General features: G+C 65.4%; 15 protein-coding genes. 12 read left to right on the plus strand and 3 right to left on the minus strand.

Going from position 1 to position 17329, the window contains the following annotated elements; genetic code table 11:
* The first annotated feature begins 37 nt into the window (after positions 1–37).
* The 11 genes from ACE10X_RS15770 (at position 38) to ACE10X_RS15820 (ending at position 12499) form a co-directional block, all read left to right on the plus strand.
* Positions 38–1150, plus strand: a complete 1113-nt coding sequence (locus ACE10X_RS15770) for a polysaccharide biosynthesis/export family protein (RefSeq protein WP_080583562.1) — start codon at positions 38–40, stop codon at positions 1148–1150.
* 31 nt (positions 1151–1181) lie between these two features.
* Complete coding sequence (locus ACE10X_RS15775) at positions 1182–2696, plus strand: O-antigen ligase (protein ID WP_244436007.1); 1515 nt, start codon at positions 1182–1184, stop codon at positions 2694–2696.
* A gap of 58 nt (positions 2697–2754) precedes the next feature.
* The gene (locus ACE10X_RS15780) at positions 2755–3417 is read left to right on the plus strand and encodes a hypothetical protein (protein ID WP_244436006.1); all 663 of its coding nucleotides are present in this window, start codon (positions 2755–2757) and stop codon (positions 3415–3417) included.
* 129 nt (positions 3418–3546) lie between these two features.
* Positions 3547–5820 (plus strand): polysaccharide biosynthesis tyrosine autokinase, encoded by a 2274-nt coding sequence (locus tag ACE10X_RS15785; RefSeq protein WP_038387953.1) that lies wholly within the window; start codon positions 3547–3549, stop codon positions 5818–5820.
* A gap of 13 nt (positions 5821–5833) precedes the next feature.
* Positions 5834–6646, plus strand: a complete 813-nt coding sequence (locus tag ACE10X_RS15790) for a hypothetical protein (RefSeq protein WP_038387952.1) — start codon at positions 5834–5836, stop codon at positions 6644–6646.
* Positions 6643–7395: a class I SAM-dependent methyltransferase gene (locus ACE10X_RS15795; protein WP_038387951.1), complete on the plus strand. Its 753-nt coding sequence runs from the start codon at positions 6643–6645 to the stop codon at positions 7393–7395. The genes ACE10X_RS15790 and ACE10X_RS15795 overlap by 4 nt, the downstream gene beginning before the upstream one ends.
* A gap of 3 nt (positions 7396–7398) precedes the next feature.
* Positions 7399–8514 (plus strand): glycosyltransferase family 4 protein, encoded by a 1116-nt coding sequence (locus ACE10X_RS15800; protein ID WP_038387950.1) that lies wholly within the window; start codon positions 7399–7401, stop codon positions 8512–8514.
* Positions 8511–9803: an O-antigen ligase gene (locus ACE10X_RS15805; RefSeq protein ID WP_028345307.1), complete on the plus strand. Its 1293-nt coding sequence runs from the start codon at positions 8511–8513 to the stop codon at positions 9801–9803. Before ACE10X_RS15800 ends, ACE10X_RS15805 begins: the two co-directional genes overlap by 4 nt.
* Complete coding sequence (locus ACE10X_RS15810; RefSeq protein WP_304556405.1) at positions 9800–11119, plus strand: polysaccharide transporter; 1320 nt, start codon at positions 9800–9802, stop codon at positions 11117–11119. Before ACE10X_RS15805 ends, ACE10X_RS15810 begins: the two co-directional genes overlap by 4 nt.
* The gene (locus tag ACE10X_RS15815; protein ID WP_038387946.1) at positions 11116–11742 is read left to right on the plus strand and encodes a methyltransferase domain-containing protein; all 627 of its coding nucleotides are present in this window, start codon (positions 11116–11118) and stop codon (positions 11740–11742) included. The genes ACE10X_RS15810 and ACE10X_RS15815 overlap by 4 nt, the downstream gene beginning before the upstream one ends.
* An 85-nt stretch (positions 11743–11827) precedes the next feature.
* Positions 11828–12499, plus strand: a complete 672-nt coding sequence (locus ACE10X_RS15820; protein ID WP_038387949.1) for a class I SAM-dependent methyltransferase — start codon at positions 11828–11830, stop codon at positions 12497–12499.
* Between the two features lie 21 nt (positions 12500–12520).
* Here the strand turns inward: ACE10X_RS15820 and ACE10X_RS15825 are convergent, their stop codons facing one another.
* From ACE10X_RS15825 to ACE10X_RS15835, 3 genes are all read right to left on the minus strand, one after another.
* The gene (locus tag ACE10X_RS15825) at positions 12521–13240 is read right to left on the minus strand and encodes a bifunctional 2-polyprenyl-6-hydroxyphenol methylase/3-demethylubiquinol 3-O-methyltransferase UbiG (protein WP_038387945.1); all 720 of its coding nucleotides are present in this window, start codon (positions 13238–13240) and stop codon (positions 12521–12523) included.
* Between the two features lie 8 nt (positions 13241–13248).
* A complete protein-coding gene (locus ACE10X_RS15830) occupies positions 13249–14559 on the minus strand; it encodes a nucleotide sugar dehydrogenase (protein ID WP_018270697.1) in 1311 nt (436 codons plus the stop codon).
* A gap of 78 nt (positions 14560–14637) precedes the next feature.
* Positions 14638–15942, minus strand: coding sequence for a glycosyltransferase family 4 protein (locus ACE10X_RS15835; protein ID WP_038387944.1), 1305 nt, complete (start codon positions 15940–15942; stop codon positions 14638–14640).
* Positions 15943–16059: 117 nt separating this feature from the next.
* Here ACE10X_RS15835 and ACE10X_RS15840 point away from each other — a divergent pair, with 117 nt between their 5' ends.
* Positions 16060–17310, plus strand: a complete 1251-nt coding sequence (locus ACE10X_RS15840; protein ID WP_244436005.1) for a glycosyl hydrolase — start codon at positions 16060–16062, stop codon at positions 17308–17310.
* Positions 17311–17329 lie beyond the last annotated feature (19 nt).

The following is a 17329-nucleotide window of genomic DNA, read 5'->3' on the forward strand; positions in this document are numbered from 1 at the left end:
GCTTGCGGCCGCCTGTTGGGTCAGCGGTTGCCATTACATGCCGACCAACGGTCCGACGAGCTCCGATGTCGTGGCCGGGCAGCGCGATCCCGAAAGCCTGCCCTATGCGATGGTCAAGATCACACCGCAGATCGAGAACGTGCTGGCGTCATTCTCGCCGCAACTTGCCGGCGGCATCCAGGGCCCGCCGCCGAAGGATATCCGTTTCGGCATCGGCGACGTCGTCAGCGTCACGATCTTCGAGGCCGCCGCCGGCGGTCTGTTCATTCCGGTCGAGGCCGGCGTGCGCCCCGGCAACTACATCACGCTGCCGAACCAGAACGTCGATACCGACGGCAACATCTCGGTGCCCTATGCCGGCGCGATCCGCGCCAAGAGCCGCACGCCGACCGAAGTGCAGCGCTCGATCGTCGATGCGCTGAAGAACCGCGCGATCGAGCCGCAGGCCGTGGTCGCCCTGATCGAGCAGCGCACCTCGCTGATCTCCGTGCTCGGCGAGGTCAATTCGCCGAACCGCTTCCCCGCCAACGCAGCGGGTGAGCACGTGCTCGACGCCATCACGCGCGCCGGCGGCCCGAAAGGGCAGGGCTTTGACACATGGGTCATGCTCGAGCGCGACGGCAAACGTACTACGGTGCCGTTCGGCCAGCTGGTCTACGAGCCCAAGAGCAACATCTACGCCCATCCCGGCGACACCATTTATGTCTACCGCGAGCCGCAGACCTTCGTCGCCTTCGGCGCCTCGGGCGCGCAGGGCCAGTTCAATTTCGAGGCCTGGCGCATCTCGCTCGCCGAAGCGGTCGCCAAGGCGGGCGGCCTAAATGACTCCTCCGCCGATCCGGCCTCGGTGTTCGTCTATCGCGGCGAACTGCCGGAAGTGGCGGCCAAGCTTGGCGTCGACGTCAGCAAATATTCAGGGCCGATCATCCCGGTCGTCTACAACATCAATTTCCGCGATCCGGCCGGCTATTTTCTGGCCACGCGTTTCCAGTTGCGCAACAAGGACGTGCTTTATGCGTCGAACGCGGCATCCGTCGAGGACGCCAAGGTGATGCAGCAGATCCGCCTCGTGACCGCAACGGTGAACGATCCGATCGTGGCCGCCTACAACGCAACCTTACTTCGTAATTCGATCAAGCTTGCGCCCTGATACTGGGGCGTGAGCCGGCACGGCCGGCTTCATGACACGTTTGCGATTTGCTTCCGGCTCGGGCGAGGCGACGGCATTGCCGTGGCCGGTGCGCTGGTCGTCGTGGCTGTTCTGCGCCGTCGTCGCCTTGGCGCCGCTGCCGCTCGGCTCGGTCGGCACTGTTGCGCCCGCGATCTGGTCGATCCTGCTCGGGATTGCACTGCTCGGGGTGTTGCCGATGCGCCTGCGCGGCAGTCAGCTCATGATCCTCGCCGTGACGGCGCTATTGACGGCGCTTGCCATGCTGGTGCTGCACGAGCAGTCGGCGCTCCACCCCTGGTCAGGCGTGGCGCCGAACGCGTTGTGGGCACAGGCCGGCAAATTGCTGCCTGCCGAGCTGCCGCCGGCCGTGTCGATCGCGCGCGGTCAGCCGTTCTATTCGATCGGCGTCGGAATCGTTTGCCTGCTCAGCTTCGCTATCGGCGTCGTACTCGGTGCCAACCGCGGACTGGCGCGCGGGTTGTTGCGGGCGGTGGCCGCGGCGGGCCTGGTCTATGCGATCTGCGGCATCATCACCTTCGCGATCGATCCCACCCGGATCTACCTGCTGCACGAGAAGCAGGCGCACCTGGCGTGGCTGACATCTCCGTTCGTCAATCGCAACACTGCCGGCATCTATTATGGTTGCTGTGCGCTGATCTGGCTGTTGTTCGGCTGCGAGCTGATCGAGCGGCATTGGCCGTCGCGCCGCGCCAGCCTGTCACGGCTGCTCGCGCGTCTCGATATGCCGGCGCGGCACCGGCTCGCCGGCCATGCGTTCGGCTGGCTCACCTGTCTTCTGGCGATGTTTCTGACCGGCTCGCGCGGCGGCATCGGGATCTCGCTGCTCGCTGCGGTCGCAGCAGCCGCGATCTTCTTTCGCGACCGCGTGCCGCGCCGCTACGGCATGATCGTGGCGCTCGGCGGCGGCGGCCTGGTCGCGCTGGCACTGCTGCAGCTTCTCGGCGGCGGAGTCGGCGCGCGCTTCAGCACGATGGGCCTGTCGGACGAGGGACGGTTCTCGACCTATCGCGCAACGTTACGGATGATCTGGGATCACCCGTGGCTCGGCGATGGTTTCGGGACCTTCGAATGGGTCTATCCGGCCTATCGCACCGACGACATCTCGCTGCGCGGGACCTGGAACCGGGCGCACAACAGCTGGCTCGAACTGGCGTCCGACGGCGGAATGTTAATGGCCGGCGCCGCCATGATCGCACTGCTCGCAGCGTTCGGCGTGCTCGCGCATGGCGTGCGGACCCGTCGCCGCGACGTGATCGTGCCGCTCGCGGCGCTCTGCGCGTCGGCCGCCGGCGCGCTCCATTCGATGATCGATTTCTCGCTCCAGATCACCGGCTATGCCGTTGTGATCGCGGCCCTGCTCGGGGCAGGCCTGTCGCAATCCTTCCGCTCCGGCGGGGGCGGCTCCGGTGGCGGCTCCGATCGTGACGCCGGTGTTACGGTCGGGCAGCCGGTTAACGCTGATTTGCCGCGCCGAAGCGGAGGCGCGGCCGGCGAGGCTATTTAATTGGCGCGATAACTCTGACTATGCTAACGAACTGTTAGTATTCGTTAGGGAGATAGCTGTGTTCACATTTGAGCGATCCGGCGGCTTTTCCGCCCCGCGCTTGGCGACGTTGGTGGTGATGCTGGTGCTCGCGACACCCGGTGGCGCGGCGCTGGCGGAGACTCCTGGCGGGCTGATCCAGCTGTCCCAGGCGGTCACCAATTTCAAGGCCAATCCGGAGCAGCTGCTGACCCAATATCCGAATGCGGGCGTGGAGTTGACCTCGCGGGCGCGCGATTTCGCCCTCAACGATCCGACGTCGCTCGACCCGCTGATTGCGCTGCTCGCCAAGGCAAGCAAGGACCAGAAGACCGCGATCGCCGCCGGTCTCGCCCAGGCCGCGCGCATCGTGGTGCGCAGCAACCAGCCCTACGCGACGCGCATCCAGCAGGCGATTGCCGACACCAAGGATCTCGACACCGTGATGGCGTTTGCCGCAGCGTCGGGCGACAGCGGCACCGCCGCGACCGGCGCCGGCGGCGCGGGTAGCGCCGGTGCATCCGGCGGCCAGACCAGCGCGCTGGGCGCCAGCGGCGCCGGAGCCGGCACGCTCGAGGCCATCGACGGCAACAGTGTGAACACCGGCATCTTCAGCTTCACCTCGTCGGTCAGCAGTTCGGGCAGCACGACCGGTACGGCCACGGGCACCGGCACCACCCTCATTTCAACAGTAACTCCCTGAGCGGGCTTCCGATCGCCAATGGAGAACTCTCTGCAGCAACGCGCTTCGGTGTCGGCGGCGGGACGCTTCGCAGGATCATTGGAGGGCGCGAGGGCAGGCATCGGCCTGCCGGCGCGGCGATAGGACGAGATGCTTCAGCGCAACCAGATTTCGCCGTCTGTCGATCTGAGAAATCGTCCGGCCGAACTGCCGTCGCTGGCGGAAACCTTCGACGCCTTCGTCACCTATCTGCTCCGGCAATACTGGGTCATCCTCGGGACCGCCGCGCTCTGCCTGTTCGGCGGCATCTGCTATCTGATGACGGCGGCACCGAGCTACACGGCGCTCGCCACGATGATCATCGACACGCGCAAATTCCAGGCCTTCCAGCAGCAATCGCCGGTGAGCGAGGCCCCGGTCGATTCCGCCGCGGTCGAGAGCCAGGTCGAAATCCTGAAGTCGGAGAACGTGGCGCTCGCGGTGATCCGCGACCTCAAGCTCAACGAGGATCCGGAATTCGTCGGCTCGAGGGCCGGCGCTGCGGGAGCCGTGCTGGATTTCGTGTCCGGCCTGCTCGCCGGCGGCGCGCCACCCACCGAGTTCGACCGGACCCGGCGCGCGGTTCGCGCTTTCCAGAAGCAGCTCGACGTCCGCCGTCGCGGCATGACCTATGTGATCGAGGTCAGCTTCCGTTCGCTCGATCCGGAGCGCGCGGCGCAGATCGCCAATGCCGTCGCCGACGCCTACATCGTCGACCAGCTCGATTCCAAGTATCAGGCGACGCGACGCGCCAGCGTCTGGCTGCAGGACCGCATCCAGGAGCTGCGCACGCAGGCATCCAACGCCGAGCGCGCGGTGCTCGACTACAAGAAGACCAACAACATCGTCACCTCCAGCGGCAAGCTGCTCAACGAGCAGCAGCTCGGCGAGCTCAACACCCAGCTGCTCCACGTGAAGTCGCAGGTCACCGACGCCAAGGCCAAGCTCGACCGCATCGAGGCGGTGGTGAAGGGGGGCGTCCCCGATGCGACGGTAGCCGATACCCTGAACAACCAGGTCATCACCAAGCTGCGCTCGCAATATCTCGAGCTGGCCAACCGCGAGGCCGACTGGTCGTCGCGCTACGGCTACAATCACTTGGCCGCCGTCAACCTGCGCAACCAGATGCGCGAGATCCAGTCGTCGATCGTTGACGAGCTGAAGCGGCTCGCCGAAAGCTACAAGAGCGACTATGCGATCGCCCTGCAGCGCCAGAACGAGATCGAGCGCGCCGTCAACGACTCGGTGTCGCAGTCGCAGTCGACCAACCAGGCGCAGGTCACGCTGCGCGAGCTCGAGAGCTCTGCGCAGACCTATCGCTCGCTCTACGACAACTTCCTGCAGCGCTACATGGAAAACGTGCAGCAGCAATCGTTTCCGGTCAGCGAGGCGCGGGTGATCACCCGCGCCTCGCGTCCGCTCAGCAAGAGCCATCCGCAGACCTTGGTCGTGCTCGCGCTCTCGGCGCTCGGCGGCCTGCTCGCCGGGCTCGGGCTCGGCGTGCTGCGCGACCTCTATGACCGGGTGTTCCGCACCGCTGAAATGGTCGAGACGATCCTCGAGGCCGACTGCGTCGCCATCGTTCCCCGCGTCTCGCCGGGCCAGATCAAGGCGCCGGTCGCCGGTCGTCCCAATCTGCCGATCGGTCCGCGCACGATCCGGCGCGGCAACGAGCCGGTGCTGTGGGCGGCGATCGATTCGCCGTTCTCGCGGTTCTCGGAAGCGATCCGCTCGATCAAGGTCAATGCTGACCTCAACGTCACCAAGCCGTCAAAGATCCTCGGCCTGACCTCCGCGCTGCCCAACGAGGGCAAGTCGACGCTGGCCTTCGTGTTTGCGCAACTGGTTGCCCAGAGCGGGGCCCGCGTGCTCCTGATCGATTGCGACCTGCGCAATCCCTCGCTCAGCCGCAAGGTCGCCGCGACTGCCGAGCGCGGCATCCTCGACGTGCTGTCGAACAATGCGACATTGCAGGACACGCTGTGGCGCGATCCCGAGACCGGCCTCGCCTTCCTGCCTGGCGCCACGCGATCGCGCATCGCGCATTCGCACGACGTGCTGGCCTCCGACCAGATGAGGGATTTCATCGACGGGGCCCGCGGCCACTATGACTACGTGATCGTCGATTTCCCGCCGCTCACGCCGGTGGTCGATGTCCGTATCACCGCACACTTCGTCGATTCCTTCGTCTTCATCGTGGAATGGGGCAAGACCCAGGTGCAGGTGGTCGAGCGCGCGCTGCGCAGTGCGCGAGCGGTCAACGAGAACCTGCTCGGCGTCGTGCTCAACAAGGCCGATATTGCCGCGATGAGCCGCTATAGCGGCTATGGCGGCAAGAACTACTATTACAACTCGCACTATGGGCGATATGGCTACACCGAGTGAGACGCACGGTGGGATGCCCGGGCGCGCAGCCGCCTGGCTTGCGCGCGGCTTGCTGGCCGCGCTCGCGTGCTCGTCGGTTGCCTGGGGCACGACCACCTTGCCGGACTTTGTCGACCAGACCCGGCTCGACGGCGCAAAGGACCTGATCCTTCGCAACGTACCGGTCAGCGACACTGAGCTCGATGACCTCGGTCCGTTGCTGTCGCGCGCCGTGGCGGAAAGGGATTGCATGCCGGCCATCGATCGCAGCGCGGCGGTGATCCGGTTGCGGCGCGCCGAGAACGCGCTCGCATCCGGCGAGCAGGTCGACGCACGGATGGGCGAGCTTGACGAAGCCGTCCGCAAATCGCTCGGCTGCGCGCCGGCCGATCCCTATCTCTGGCTCGTGCTGTTCTGGCTTCGCAATACAAGGCAGGGTTTGAGCGACGCCAATTTCGACCTGCTGCGGATGTCGTACCGGCTCGGACCGAACGAGGGCTGGATCGTGGTCAAGCGCAGCGCGATGGCTCTCGCAATGTTCGACGCGCTGCCGCCCGACCTTTCGGCCGACGTGGTTGCCGAGTTCGCGCGTCTCGTGAAGACCGAACTGTACACCGAGGCAATCGATCTCCTGAAGGGACCGGGCTGGGCGCACCGTGACAAGCTGCTGGCCGGCCTCGCAGCTGTCCCGCAACGGAACGTCGACATCCTGACCCGCACCATGGCCGACATTGGATACGATCTTGACCGCCGCTCGCCGGCGGAACGGCGCAATCGGGAGCACAAATCGAACGACCGCTTCGACGAGCTTGCCCGAATGCCGCCGGAGGCGAGGGCCAGGCCATGACGATGGAATTTTGCGTCGGACAGCACAACGCGCATTATGAGGGCGTCTATTCGGCGCAGGAGCGCGACTGGCGCCGCGTCTGCGCGGTCGACAAGGCCGATCATATCGCCGGGTTGCTCGGCGCAGCCGCCGCGCGGGTCGGCAATGTGCTCGAGGTCGGCTGCGGAACCGGCGCCGTGCTGGCGCGGCTGTCGGCGATCGGTGTCGGCCGCGATTTCACCGGCATTGACGTCATCGATCCCGCGACCAATCTGGAGATCGACGGCGCGGCTTCAACTCCATTCCGCTGGTCCAGCTATGACGGTGCGACGATCCCGTTCGCCGACGGCGCGTTCGACCTCGTCTATGCCAGCCACGTGCTGGAACACGTGCCCGAACCGCGCGCATTGCTTTACGAGCTCGCCCGGGTCTCGCGGGACTTCATCTATGTCGAGGTGCCCTGCGAATTGCACGCGCGGACCAGTCGCCGGGCGCTGCAATCGACGCTCGACATCGGCCATATCAATTTTTACACGCCCGATACGTTTCGGCTGCTGCTGGAGACCGTGGGGCTCAAGGTCAAGGACTTCGGCACCTGGGACCACAGCCTGCCGGTGCATGCTTTTCATTCGTCGCGGATGAAGGGGCTCGCGAAGAGCATCGTGCGGAAGTCGCTGTTGACGGTCAGCCCAGGGGTCGCGACCCGGCTTGCGACTTATCATTGCGGGGCGATCTGCCGGCACGACGCGGCGCCGCCACAGGACCGATAAGCCATGGCGTCGCGCGTGGTCGTCTTCAACAACATGATCACACCTTACACCAACCGTCTCTACAACGAGCTGGCCAGCCGCGGGCTGGATCTCGCCGTGCTGTCCTGTACGCCGCAGGAGGCCGATCGCGCCTGGGCCGGCTCGTTCACGCCGCGCTACATCACGCGCACGGTGCCGGGTGTATCGATTCCGCTGTCGCGGTCGCGTCACACCCATGTCAATATCGGGATCGGGCGCGCCTTGAATGCGCTCGCGCCCGACCTGCTGTTCGTCAACGGCCTGTATCCCTCGATGCTGGCCGGGGCGGCATGGGCGCGCGCCAACGGCAAGGCGCTCGCGCTCACGATCGACGGCTGGCGCGAGACGATGCCCAACACCGCCTATCATCGGCTGGCGCGGCCCTGGCTGCTGCGCCAGTGCGACGCAGTCGTATGTTGCAGCGACAAGGGCAGGGCGTATTTTCGCGGCGAGGGCGTTCGTGCCGACGATCTGTTCGTGGTGCCGCTGGTGCCGGCATGGGATCCGCCGGAGACTGCGCCGGCATTCCACGACCGTCCATTTCATCTGCTCTGGTGCGCCCGCCTCAATGACGACGCCAAGAACGCGATCTTCTTCGAGAACGTCGCGATCGCGCTTGGCCGGATCGTGCCCGGACTGAAGGTGCGCGTGGTCGGGTCCGGCGCCGCTGAGCGGCGCATGCTGGCGCGGCTCGGCGGTGCCGGCATTGATGTCAGCCACGACCGCTATCTGCCGTGGCACGCGATATCGGACGTTTTTCTGCAGTCGCGGCTGCTGCTGCTGCCCTCATTGCTGGAACCGTGGGGCCTGGTGTGCAACGAGGCCCTGCAGTGCGGGGTTCCCTGCCTGGTGTCGCCTCATGTCGGGGCAGGCGGCGAGTTGGTCCGTGACCAGGACAACGGCTATGTTTGCGCGCTCGATGAACAGGTTTGGGTCGACGCGGCGCGCGGCTTGCTCGAACATCCCGCGCGCTGGGCGGCAATGTCGCGGCAGGCCCGGCAGAGCGTGCGACGCGATGCGCTTGCCGACGCCGCGGCGCGTTTCACCGACGCGGTCGATCATCTCTTGAGGGCGCCGGCCCGGCAGGAGGCCGTGCAATGATCGGCAGATGGTGGCTGCGAACCGATGTCTTTCTGCACGCCTATCTGGTGATGGTGCTCGGCTGCATCTATTTCCTGTTCAATTTCATCGAGGGCATCTCGTTCGCGGAAAGGGCCGGGGAATCCACGCTGTTCCGCGGCGCATGGCTGCTGCTCTACATCCTCTTGATGCTGCACATTGCGATCGATCGGAATCGCTTCGGCCTGCTGATGCTGCAGTCGCATCTCTATCTGACGTTCATCGCCTTCGCCCTGGTATCGCTGGCGCTGAGCGCCGACCCCGCCGGCTCGTCGATCAAGTTCGCGATGTATCTGCTGACCACGATGTTCTCGGCGTGGGTCGTGATCAGCTGCCCGGTCGATCGTCTCGTCGATACGCTGTTCCGGATCGGGATCGTGGTGCTGATCGTTCACGTCCTGCTGTTTCCGGTGATAGGCTCGCAATGGGATTACGACCCGCTGCACCGGCCGACGGTGCTCGGAACCCAGGCCTATGCTGGCGTGTTCGGTCACAAGAACCTCGCGGGCGCGTTCTTCGGCCTCATGGTGCTGATCTGCTTCGTGCGCATGCTGGCAGGACCGCGGCGGCAATTCGGCTGGACGCTGCTGCTGATGGGATGTCATTTTTTCGCGCTCGCCGCGGCCGGCGCCGCAGGACCGCTGATCAGCATGTTGACGGCGCTTGCCGTGACCTTCGGGCTTCTGCTGGTGGTGCTCGGGCACAGGGGCGCTGCCTCGATCTACTGGCTCGGCCTCGCCTTTGTCGCGCTTGTCGTGTTCGCCGTGCCGAGCGACGAGTTGTATGGGCTGGTCGGCCGAAGCGGAAACCTGACCGGCCGCTCGTTCCTCTGGTCGGTCTGGCCGCACTTCTTCTGGCAGCACCCCTGGCTCGGCTACGGGTTTTCGGGATTCTTCAACGAACTGCCGAACTCACCCGTGAACGAGCTGACGAGCATGGCGCCGTGGAATACCGAGTTCGGCTCATTCGAGAATTCCTATCTCGACGCCTTTCTCCAGTTCGGCCTGCTCGGCGGTGCGCTCTATATGCTGCTGCTGGCGCTCGCATTGTGGAATAGCATCGTGTTCGCGTTCGAGCGGAGAGGGATGTACTGTATGGCGCCGTTCGCGATGCTGCTGTTCGTCGTGATCGCGTCGGCCAATGACTCCAGCCAGCTGCTGCACAATTATTTCGGCTGCGTGCTGGTGTTCTGGTGCTATTTCGGCCCGGAGGCCAGGCTGCAAATGGCGCCGCGGCGGACATTCAACAGGCTACGGGTGAGTGAGGCGTGAGTGCGTTGACCGACAGGCTGGACCGGGCGGCGGCTCAGACCGGGGTCGCCGGTGCCATGAGCGGATTGCTTCGCCGGCTACGGCGTGCCGGGGGCAATGTCGCGCTCGGCCTGATCGATCAGGCGCTGCTGAGCGGGTCTGCCTTCGTGCTGACGATCGTGCTCGCCAACGTGCTCGGCATCAATTCATTCGGCAGGTTCAGCGTCGCCTGGTCGCTCTCGATCCTGATCGAGGCGGTGTTTCTGCGCGGCCTGTTCGACGACGGCTTGCCGGCGACTGCGCACCGCATCCCGAAATCGCTATGGCCGCAGCTGCGGCTCGGCCTCTATCTGTCGTCGCTGCTCGTCTCGGGTGCGCTCGGCCTGCTGCTGGCGGGTGCGGGGCTTGTGATCGCAGCCGCCGGCGGGGACGCCGGCGGGCTCGTGATCGCAACCGGGCTTGCGATCCCGGCGGTTCGGCTGCAGAGCATGTTCCGCCGCATCAGCTATCTCGACGGGCGGCTGCCGCGCGCGCTGGCGTCCTCGCTGACCTATTGCGTGGCGCTGGTCGTCTCGGCCGGGCTGATGATCGTCTTCAAGCTCGCCGGCGCCGCCGCGGCGATGGCGTGCATCGCGATCTCGGCGGCGCTCGCCGGCAGCCTGCTGCTGGCCCACACCCGCGAGCTGGCCTGGCCGCAAGCCAGAATCTTCCGTGGCTCGCTGCGGCGGCTGTTTCGGAACGGGCGCTGGTTCGTCGCGACCTCGCTCACCTACTGGATCGGCAGCATCGGGCTGATCCCGGTGTGCGGCTTCCTGATCGGGCTGGACGCGAGCGCGTCGCTGCGGATCCTGCTCTTGGTGTTCGCACCGCTCAGTCAGTTCTGCGCGACGATGTTCTCGGTTCGCCTGCCGGAAATCGCGGCCGAACTGCGCGCCGGCCGGCGCAGCGCGGTCGCCGCGGCCGCGCGCGAAAATGCCCTGCTGCTCGGGTCGATCGCGGCCGCCTATGGCACGGTGGTCGTGCTGCTCGGCCAGCGCATTCTGGCGTTTGTCATCCACGGACAGAGCTACGAGATCGGCACCGGCAGCCTCGCCTTGATGGGCGCGGCGATGGCGCTCGACGCGGTGTGGCTCGGCCTCGCGCTGCCGCTGTTTGCGACCGGCAAGCCGCAGCGATTCATGCTGAGCCGGATCGCCGGCCTCGTCGCGCTGTGCTGCGTCCTGCCGTTCGCGGCGGAGGCCTGGCAGGTGATGGGCGCGGTTGCGGCGATGGTGGCCTCCAGCGCGGCGTCGGTGATCACGGTTGTGCTGACCAATTCGGCGCGGGAGCGGACATGACCGGCGACGCGCGCGGCGGCTCGCTCGAAAAGCTGCATATCGGCGCCTTCAATTGCGGTATCGACGGCTGGATCAATACCGACATCACGATGCACCTGTGGATCGCGCGGATGCCGTTCGCGGCGAAAGCGCTGCATCTCGCCGGCCTGCTCAGCGATGCCCGCTATGCCGAGCATCGCCAAGGCAAGTTTGCCGGGCTGCGCCACATGAACCTGACCAGGCCGCTGCCGTTCGCGGATCGCAGCCTCTCGGCAGTATTCAGCGCGCATGTCTTCGAGCACCTGTTTCCCGACGAGGTCGAGCGGCTGGCGCGCGAGATCGCGCGGGTGCTGGCGCCGGGCGGGGTGTGCCGGATCGTCGTCCCCGACATGGAGCGGATCGTCGCGCTCTACGATCCGGCGGCGCCGCAGGCTTTCCTCAAGGGCGTGTTCGAGATCGATCGCCGCAGGGAGGCGGCCTTCGCGCATCACTGGGGCTTTACCCGCGCCTCGCTCGCCGCGCTGTTCCGCGACGCCGGCTGTTCGGAAACCCACACCCGTGCCTATCGCGAGGGCGTCTGTCCCGACATTGACCGGCTCGACAACCGGCCGGACGAGTCGATCTTCTTCGAGGCCATCAAATGAGCGCGACAGGAAAATCGACGGACCGTTGCGTGAAGGATCGCGCATGCCGTGCCAGATCGAACCGACCGGTAGCAGGAGACTGACCTTGCTGGGTGCGATTCAAGCCCGATTTTCCAATGCAGCGCGCCAGCGGCGCGGCGAATTCCTCGTTCGCACCGTGAAGCTGCCGCTCGATGCGAAAATCCTCGATCTTGGCGGCGGCACTGGCCGGCACATTCGCGCGATCCTGCCCCGCCATACCGACATCACGGTTTGCGACATATCGACCGACGATCTGAAGGCCGCGCGCGAGCGCTTCGGCTTCAAGACGGTGCTGCTGCGGGAGACCGAGCGCCTGCCGTTCGACGATCAGGCGTTCGACTTCTGCTTCTGCTCGTCGGTGATCGAACATGTCACCGGGCCGAAGCAGGATGTCGTCACGATCGAGGACGGAGCGGCGTTTCAGAGCATCGCGCGCGAGCATCAGAACCGCTTTGCGGGCGAGATCTCGCGGGTCGCAAAGTCCTTCTACGTGCAGACGCCGTACCGGTATTTTCCGATCGAAAGCCATACCTGGCTGCCGGGCATCATCGTCCTGTTGCCGAGGCGGCTGCAGATCGCGCTGATCGGTATATTCAATCGCTTCTGGTTCAAGCGCACCGCGCCCGACTGGCACCTGTTCGACTGGCGCGAGATGACGGAAACCTTTCCCGACGCCAAGATTTATCGCGAACGCTATCTCGGCATGACCAAATCGCTGATGGCGATCAAGGCCTGAGGCAGCTATCCGCCTGCCACGTCAACCGTCGCGCCGGGCCAGGACGTTGATCAGCGTGCCGACCGTCGCCTGGCGATCGAGCACCGGCGGGAGCGGGGAGCCGGCAAAGCTGCTCCCCAGCATCGTGAGGCCGTGTTGTCGCAGCAGACCCTGCATGGCCGCCGGCGAGGTGTCGAATTTGGAGAACGCGAGATAGCGGAACAGCGGCCGCGCCGACACGCGTGAAGAGGCCGCATGCGCGAGCTTGTAGCCCCGGCGCAGCAGCGATCCGCGGTTGGGGATGGAGAGCAGCAAAAGCCCGCGAGGCCTGAGCACGCGATGAATCTCGGCGAGGCACTGCGCCACGTCGGGAACATATTCCAGCACGCTCGCGCACAGCGCACCGTCGAAGGATCGATCAGGAAACGGCAGGCTTGCGATGGTCGGAATCTGCTGGAATGTGAGCCGCGCGGCGAGGGTGCCGCCGGCGCGGCGGCCGTGTGCCGCCCCAATCATCTCCGATGATGCGTCGACGCCGGTGACGTCGCAGCCGCGTGCGGCGAGCAGGCGGGACAGCGTTCCGGTGCCGCAGCCTGCATCGAGCCAGCGCTGCCCATTGAGGTCCGCGTTCCCGAGCAGACCGAACATCGCGGCCGTCCGCGCCTTGAAGGTGCGGCTCTGATGCAGCGTCTCCCATCCCGACGAAATCTCGTCGTGAAAGCGGATTTCGGGTCGCTCGCGGGTCTGGCCCATGGTGGCCATGATAGTCTTTACCAGTGGAAGCCGCTCACTTTGGCGCGCACCTGCTCGGGCAATCCGATCTCTGAAAGTTCGAGCACGACCTGGTCGGGGCGCGTCGCCGTCAACGCTGCAACGAAGCGCGGATCGGCCGTCGTCAGCACGATAATGTCGGCCCACTCGATGGTCGCAGTCACATCGTCGTTCAACAGGCCGACCAGCTCCGGATTGCGCATCAGGAATTCCCGGTTGGCGCCGATCAGTTGCGACAGCTGCACATTGGGGTCGTAGATCCGGATGTCGCGCCGCTCGCCGCGCAGGCTCTTCACCAGCCTCACGAAGGGACTGTCGCGGACGTCGTCGGTGCCGGCCTTGAAGCTGATGCCGAGGAACGCGATGCGGCGGCCCTCATGCGACAGGATCCAGTCGGCGCCGCGCGACATGATCATGTCATTGCTCGGCAGGATGCTTTCGAGCACCGGCGTCGACAGTCCGCGGCTGTGCGCCAGGTGCTTCAGCGCCTTGACGTCCTTGGGCAGGCACGAGCCGCCGAAGGCAAAACCCGGCCGCAGATAGGCCGGCGAGATGTTGAGCCGCGTGTCCTGCATGAAGATGTTCATGACGTCGCGCCCGTCGATGCCGAGCGTCTTCGCGATCGTGCCGATCTCGTTGGCAAAGCTGACCTTGAGCGCATGCCAGCTGTTGTCGACATATTTCACCAGTTCCGCGGTCTCGACCGGCGGCGTGATCTTGGCGCCGGGCAGGTCCTTGTAAAGCGCCATGACGCGGTCGGCGGTTTCCTGGTTGAAGGCGCCGACCACGGTCTTGGACGGTGCGTTGAAATCCGCAATCGCGCTGCCTTCGCGCAGGAACTCCGGATTGAAGGCGAGGTCGAAGTCGCGTCCGATCCTGTTGCCGGAGGCTTCCTCGATCAGTGGCCCGACGGTGCCGCGGGTGGTGCCGGGCAGCACGGTGGAGCGGATCGTCACGGTATGCGGCGCGTTCTTGGCGCGCAGTCCGCGGCCGATCTCGATCGCGACCTGTCGGATCGCGGTCAGGTCGAGATTGCCGTTGCCGGACGAGGGCGTGCCGACGCAGACCATCGATATGTCGCTGTTGACGATCGCTTCGGTGGCGTCGGTGGTCGCGGTCAGCTGACCGGTTGCCACCGCGCGCGCCACCTTGTCCGAGATGCCCGGCTCGACGACCGGCGATCTGCCTCCGCGGATCAGGTCGACCTTCGCAACGCTCTTGTCGACGCCGATGATCTGGTGGCCGAGCTCGGTGAAGCAGGCGGCGCAGACCGTTCCGACGTAGCCGAGGCCGAAAATGCTGACGTTCATGCTTCGACCTTCAACAATCCAGGACGTGCGCGTGGCCGCAGCCGCGTCGCGTTTGACGTGAGTGAGGCGGCTGCGCGTTCAAGACGATGCCCGCCCGGGGGCTGCGTTCGCGCTGGAAGGTTGCGAGGTTGGCCGCTCGGCGGTTGCATGCGCGCGTGGTGCGCGGTTCGGCGCGGGGACCTTCCCGGCGAACAACGCCTCATAGGCCGCGAGCAGCTTCGGCTCCTCATGCGTCCACGACAGCGCCCGCTCGACGCGGTTGCGGCCAAATGCCCCCATCGTCTGCCGCAACGACGGATCGTCGATCAACGTAATGATCTTGCTGGCGAAATCCCTCGGATCGTTCTTCGCGGCATAGAGCGAGGCGTCGAGCGCCGAGCGGCGGCCTTCGCGGACGTCGAACTGAACGATCGGCCGTCCGAGCGCCATGTACTCCATGATCTTGTTCATGGTGGAGATGTCGTTCATCGGCGTGACGCGGTCCGGATTGACGCAGACGTCAGCCGTCGAGAGCATCGTGAACAGCGCCTCATCCGCGATGGCGCCGGTGAAGTTCACGTAGTCCGAGAGCTGCATCTCCTCGCAGAGCTTGACGACCGCATTCCACTCCGGCCCGGTGCCGGCGATGTTGAACTGGATGTCGGTGCGGCCGAGATCGTGCACGATGTGGTCGATCGACTGCAGCAGCAGATCGATGCCTTCCGACTGGCCGATCACGCCGACATAGCCGACGCTGTGGCGCCGGCCGCGGCGCCAGGCCGGATCGGCCGGCCGCGAGCGCACCCGGTCGAGATTGGGGCCGGATCGCACCACGAAGACCCGGTTGGCCGGCATGCCGCCGCGCGCGATCGCGATCTCGCGATAGGATTCGTTGGTCGCGATCGAGATGCTCGCCGTCTTGAAGGTGAGATATTCGACCAGCCGCAGCAGATGCCAGAACATGTCCCTGCGGCCGAATTTTGCTTCGTAGAGCTCGGGATTGACGTCGTGATGATCGAACACGAAGCGCTTGCCGCCGAGCTTGAACAACAGGCCGATCAGGAAGATCAGGTCGGGCGGATTGCAGCCCTGGATCACGTCGAAGCCGTGCTTCCACGCCACCTTGATCGCAAGCAGCGTTTCCCAGAACAGTGCGACCGGATATTCGATCAGGTAGGCGGCGATCCCGCGCGCTTCCACCGGCATCGGATGACGGTAGATGTGAATGCCCTCGAGGCACTCGTAGGATTCGTCATGGCCGCGGCCCTTCGGGCAGATCACCGAAACTTCATAGCCTGCCTTGCGCAGCGACGTTGCTTCGCACCACACCCTGCGATCGAAAGGAACCGGAAGGTTCTCGACGATGATCAGGATCCGCCGCGGTGATGGTTCAGCTCTCGACATCTGCGATGATCTATACCATTGACCTAACAACATCACAATCCGACTAACATCGGCATTAACATGCGCGGCTTCCACTATGCAATCCCGGCACCGATGTGACGGCGACGAGACAGGGACATGGCAGGTAGAGTGAGGGATTGGGGCCAAAGAGCATTGATTGCGCTGGTTTTGAGCGCGCTGCTGCCGCTGGCCTACAAATGGCCGCTGCAGTGGGCTGGTTTGACGGCATACGATGCACTCAATGCGAGCCGCGTGAATGCGGTGATCCCGCCGACGCTTTTCGGCATGACGATCAACGCGATCGGGCAGTCGGAGCCAAAGTCGCAGCCCTGGCCCGAGCTCAAATTCGACGGCGTTCGGCTGTGGGGCGCGATCTATTGGGCGCAAATCAATCCGGCGCCCGGCATCTACAATTGGGCGCGCTTCGACGCCATCCTGGCCGCGGCGGAGCGCGAGCATGTCGAGATCGTTCTCAATCTCGCCTACACGCCGCGCTGGGCCGCAGCGGTGAAGGATGCCCCGCCGGCGTTCACGCCGGGCGCAAGCTCACCGCCTGCCGATCTCGCGTCATGGGATGACTGGGTGCGCGCGGCCGTCACGCGTGCCGCCGGCCGCATCAAATACTGGGAAATCTGGAACGAGCCCGAGGATCCCAAATATTACTCGGGCGATATCGCGACCATGGTCCAGCTGCAGAAGCGGGCCTACGAGATCATTAAAGCCAGCGATCCCACGCTGACCGTGCTGACGCCGCCGTCAAATGGCACGCCGGACGGGTATCGCTGGCAAGAGGCCTTCATGGCGCAAGGTGGCGGACAATATGCCGATGTGTTCGCCTTCCACGGCTATACGAGCGAGCCCGAAGCGGTGCTCGGAATCATTGCGCGCTTCAAGCGGATCCTTGCCGCGCACGACCTGTCCGCGAGGCCGATCTGGGACACCGAGGCCGGCTGGTCGTCCTATGAGGACAATCCGGACGGGTGTCTGGCGCGCGCCTACATCCTGAAATGGATCAGTGGTGTCGACCGGTTCTATTGGTACGAGTTTGCCGGAGGCGGCAGCGACTTTGGGAAATTATGGGACCCGGCGCGCGGGCTGCTTCCGAGCGGAATTGCCTACCGCACGATCCAGTCCTGGTTGGTCGGTGCGAGCGTCGTGGCGGCAGGCAGGACGTCGCCGTCGACCTGGCGCGTCGAGCTTCGCATGCCGGATGGCCGCAACGGTCTGATCCTCTGGACCACCAAGGGCCGGTCCGTTGATCGGGTCGACCCGCATTTTAGCCGTTACCAGGGCCTCGACGGCGGCGAAGGACCTGTCGCCAACGGCGAGGTCGAGATCTCGCCAAAACCGGTCCTGTTGCTGGAATGATAACAATGTTAAGTCCCGG

The sequence above is a fragment of the Bradyrhizobium sp. Pha-3 genome, assembly GCF_042258325.1.
Lineage (GTDB): Bacteria > Pseudomonadota > Alphaproteobacteria > Rhizobiales > Xanthobacteraceae > Bradyrhizobium > Bradyrhizobium elkanii.